This window comes from Streptomyces sp. SID5785 (assembly GCF_009870065.1).
Lineage (GTDB): Bacteria > Actinomycetota > Actinomycetes > Streptomycetales > Streptomycetaceae > Streptomyces.
This window is the reverse complement of sequence record NZ_WWIA01000621.1, coordinates 1-4,106: the sequence shown is the minus strand read 5'-3', so window position 1 is coordinate 4,106 and position 4,106 is coordinate 1. Positions and strand designations below refer to the sequence as shown.

At 74.4% G+C, this 4,106-nt stretch carries 3 protein-coding genes; 1 reads left to right on the top strand and 2 read right to left on the bottom strand.

The genetic code is table 11. The features are described from left to right. Both GTW43_RS20250 and GTW43_RS20245 read right to left on the bottom strand, forming a co-directional pair. The coding region (locus GTW43_RS20250) for an NAD(P)/FAD-dependent oxidoreductase (RefSeq protein ID WP_161303430.1) at positions 1 to 1,733 on the bottom strand (1,733 nt) is incomplete at its 3' end. Between the two features lie 111 nt (positions 1,734 to 1,844). After that, on the bottom strand, positions 1,845 to 3,020 hold the full coding sequence (locus tag GTW43_RS20245) for an MBL fold metallo-hydrolase (RefSeq protein WP_161303429.1): 1,176 nt from the start codon (positions 3,018 to 3,020) through the stop codon (positions 1,845 to 1,847). A 302-nt stretch (positions 3,021 to 3,322) separates the two neighbouring features. Here GTW43_RS20245 and GTW43_RS20240 point away from each other — a divergent pair. Continuing rightward, the coding region (locus GTW43_RS20240; protein WP_161303428.1) for a Glu/Leu/Phe/Val dehydrogenase dimerization domain-containing protein at positions 3,323 to 4,106 on the top strand (784 nt) is incomplete at its 3' end.

Below are 4,106 nucleotides of genomic sequence, written 5' to 3'. Positions count from 1 at the left end.
AGGTACAGGACCGCGCCGGTGACCGGCTCCGCGGGGCGGACGGTGCGGCGGACGAGGACGGCGGCGGCGTCGCCCTCGCCGTCCGGGTCGGGCCCCAGCTCGATGGTCCGCTGCTCGTAGCCCTCGCCGAGCAGGTCGGGCCGCCAGCCGGTGTCGTCGGCGGATCCCGGGCCGGGCGTGACCGGCTTGAGGCTGCGGCCGAGGTCGGTGCGCAGCGTCGTGAGGGCGTCGAGCACGTAGTTCTGCCGCATGCGCCAGGGGCTGCGGTCGCCCTGGTGGGGGAAGGAACCGGCGGCGCGCCGGATGTAGCCGGAGGCCAGGTCGAGGAGCGGGCGCGGCGACAGCGGCCGGTCGGGGCGCGGCGCGACGGCGGTGTACCCCTCGCGGTCCATCCAGGTCAGCACCTTGCAGACGAGGCGATGGGTGAGGTCGGCGCGCAGCGTCCAGGAGGCGTTCGTGTAGCCCACGCAGACGGCGAAGTTGGGGATGCCGCTGATCATGGCGCCCTGCCAGATGAAGCGTTCGGACAGGTCGGCCTCGACGCCGTCGACGCGGGGCCGGATGCCGCCGAAGGGCAGCAGTCTCAGGCCGGTCGCGGTGACCACGATGTCGGCGGGGAGCACCTCGCCGGAGCGCAGCGTGACGCCCTCGGGCACGAACCGGTCGATGCGGTCGGTGACGACGCGCGCCCTGCCGCCGCGGACGGCCCGGAAGAGATCGCCGTCGGGTACGGCGCACAGACGCTGGTCCCACGGGTCGTACGCGGGCGTGAAGTGCTCCCGGACGAGCGCGGCGTCGCCGATCCCCTTGGTGGCGAGCCGGCCGAGGATCTTCCGGGCGGCCTGCGGACGGCGCCGGCAGAACTGGTAGAAGGCCGTGCCGAACGCGATGTTCTTGGCGCGGACCGCCCGGTGCGCGAGCCCCTCGGGCAGCACGGCGCGGGCACGGTCCGCGAGCCGGTCGCGCGCGGCCACGGAGCCGATCCATGTGGGGCTGCGCTGGAGCATCGTGACGTGCGCGGCGGGCCGACCGGCCCGCTCGCTGTCGAGGAGGGACGGCACGAGGGTCACGGCGGTGGCGCCGGAACCCACGACCACGACCCGTTTGCCTCCGTGGTCGAGGTCCTCGGGCCAGAACTGGGGGTGCACGAGCTCGCCGCGGAAGCTCTCGGTGCCCTCGAAGTCGGGCGTGTGCGCCCGCCCGTAGTCGTAGTAGCCGCCGCACGAGTACAGGAAGTCGCAGGTCATGAGGGTGCGGCTGCCGTCGCGGGGGTCCTCGACGGTGAGGGTCCAGCGGCTCGTCGCCGTACTGAAGTCGGCGTCGACGACCTTGCTGGAGTAGCGGATGCGCCGGTCGATGCCGAACTCCTGTGCCGTCTCCCGGATGTAGCGCAGGATCGAGGCGCCGTCCGCGAGAGACCTGCCGTCGCGCCAGGGCCGGAAGGCGTAGCCGAGTGTGTACATGTCCGAGTCGGACCGCACGCCCGGGTAGCGGAAGAGGTCCCAGGTGCCGCCGAGGTCCTCGCGGGCCTCGAGCACCGTGTACGTGGCACCGGGCCGCGCTGTCCCCAACCGGTGCGCGGCGCCGATCCCGGACAGGCCCGCACCCACGATCAGGACGTTCACGTGTGCGGTCGCGGTCGGCGACCCGTCCGCGGAGGCGATCGGGTCCGATTCCGGCGCCGGGTCTCGTGCCGGGTCCGGCTCCGGGGTACGGGGTGCGGTCGTCGTCATGGCACCCAGTGTCCGACAGGCGGCCGCGCCCCTCTCCGCCGGGCGTCAGAGTTCCGCCCCTGCCGGCCGCTGTCGCCCTGGGGCACATCGATGTCGCGCTCGGGCGGGCCCTCAGCGCCCCGCGACCGCGACCTCCGTGTCGTCCGTGCCCGCCACCGGGGACGCGGCAGGCCAGCCGCCCTCCGGTACCGCGGCGACCGGGCGCCACCACTGCTCGGCCGGCAGCGACGGTGCGGCCGGCTCGAAGGGCTCGCCGGGGCGCGGGAGCGCGATCCGGGCGGCGGCGCGGCGCGCGGCCGTGACCGTGCCCTCACCCGGCTCGGTCCAGGCGTGCGGCGCCAGGTTGAACGTGGCCCAGTGGATCGGCAGCATCGGCCCGGACACCGGCCCGCCCTGCAGATCGAGGTGGGCCCGCATGCCCTCCTCGGGCGTCATGTGGATGTCCGGCCACCACTCGGCGTAAGCACCGATCTGGATCATCGTCACGTCGAACGGTCCGTGCTCGGCGCCGATCTCTCGGAAGCCCTGGAAGTAGCCCGTGTCGCCGCTGTGGAAGACGCGGTGATCGGGGCCGGTGGCGACCCACGAGGCCCACAGCATGTGCTGTGCGTTCCGCAGGCCGCGGCCGCAGAAGTGGCGGGCCGGGGTGGCGGTCAGCGTCACGCCCTTGACCTGCGTCGACTCGTGCCAGTCCAGCTCGCGCAGCCGGTCGGCGGGGACGCCCCAGTGCTCCAGGTGAGCACCGACGCCGAGCGGGACGGCGAAGACCGTGTCGGTGTGGGCCAGCGCCTTGATCGTGGGCATGTCGAGGTGGTCGTAGTGGTCGTGCGAGATGACGACCACGTCGACCGGACCGAGTGCGGCGAGCGGGAGCGGCACGGGGTGCAGCCGCTTGGGCCCCGCGAAGGCGAACGGGGAGCAGCGCTCGCCCCAGACCGGGTCGAACAGGACGCGCACCCCGTCGATCTCGGCGAGCACGCTGGAGTGCCCCATCCAGGTGATCCGCAGCCCGGTGGCGGCGGGCCGGGCCAGGTCGGCCAGCGTCGTGGCGTGCACCGGGACCGTCCCGGAGGGGGCGCGGCGCCGGCGCTCCTCCTTGGCGAAGTAGACCTTCGCGAACTCGACCATCGAACCGTCGGGGCGCGTGCGGGCGCCCTCCGGGTTCTGGAACGAGCCGTCGGCGAAGTTCGGCGAGCGGCGGATGCGGTCCAGGCGGGCTCCCGCCGGCTCGGCACCGAAGGATGCGGGCTGCAGCGAGCGCAGTCCGGAACTCAGCGAACGTGACACGGCGCCTCCCGGGCGATCGATCAGGGTCTTCCATTATGGGCGGCCCCACCGACAACGCACCGGCCCCCTGCCCCCGCCTCTCTCCCTACCCACTCCCGCTCCACTCCCGACCCACGCCCGCTCCCCTCCCCGCTCCACTCCCGCTCGTCCCCGCTCGTCCCCGCTCGTCCGAGGAGCGGGGCCCGCGCGACCCGGCGCGTTGACAGGGTTCCGCGGAGATCCCGATACTGACCCGCGCTTCCGTAGCCGCGTCCGTGGCCGCAACCACGTCCCCGCGGTTGATCGTTTCGCGAGGAGACCGCATGACCCCGCCCGCGCCGCCGCCGCTCTTCCGGCTGACCTGGACCGACCACGTCACGGGCCGCACCGGCCACCTGGTCGTGGACCGGCTGGTGCGCGGCGTCTCCAGCGGCGGACTGCGCATGCGCGCGGGCTGCACGCTCGACGAGGTCGCGGGGCTCGCGCGCGGGATGACCATGAAGGAGGCCCTGCACTACGACCCGCAGGCCCGCTACGTCCCGCTCGGCGGCGCGAAGGGCGGCATCGACTGCGACCCGCGCGCCCCCGAGGCGTACGGCGTGCTGGTGCGCTATCTGAGGGCGATGCGCCCCTACATCGAGTCGTTCTGGACGACCGGAGAGGACCTGGGGCTCACCCAGGAGCTGGTCGACCGGGCGGCCGCCGAGGCCGGGCTCGTCTCGTCGATCCAGGCCGTGTACCCGCTGCTCGACGACGAGGGGGCGGCCCGCGCCCGGCTCGCGGACGCCTTCGCCGTCGAGGTCGACGGCATCGGGCTCGACGAGCTCGTGGGCGGCTGCGGTGTGGCGGAGTGCGTGCTCGCCGCGCTCGACCGGGCCGGCGTCGCGCACGAGGGCACCCGGGTGGCGCTCCAGGGCCTCGGCACGATGGGCGGCGCCACGGCCCGCTTCCTCGACCGTGCCGGGCTGCGCGTCGTCGCCGTCGCGGACCTGAAGGGCACCGTCGCCAACGACGCCGGGCTCGACGTCGAGGCGCTGCTCGCCGCACGCGACGCGTACGGCACCGTCGACCGGGCAGTGCTGCGCCCCGGCGACCGTGAACTGCCCG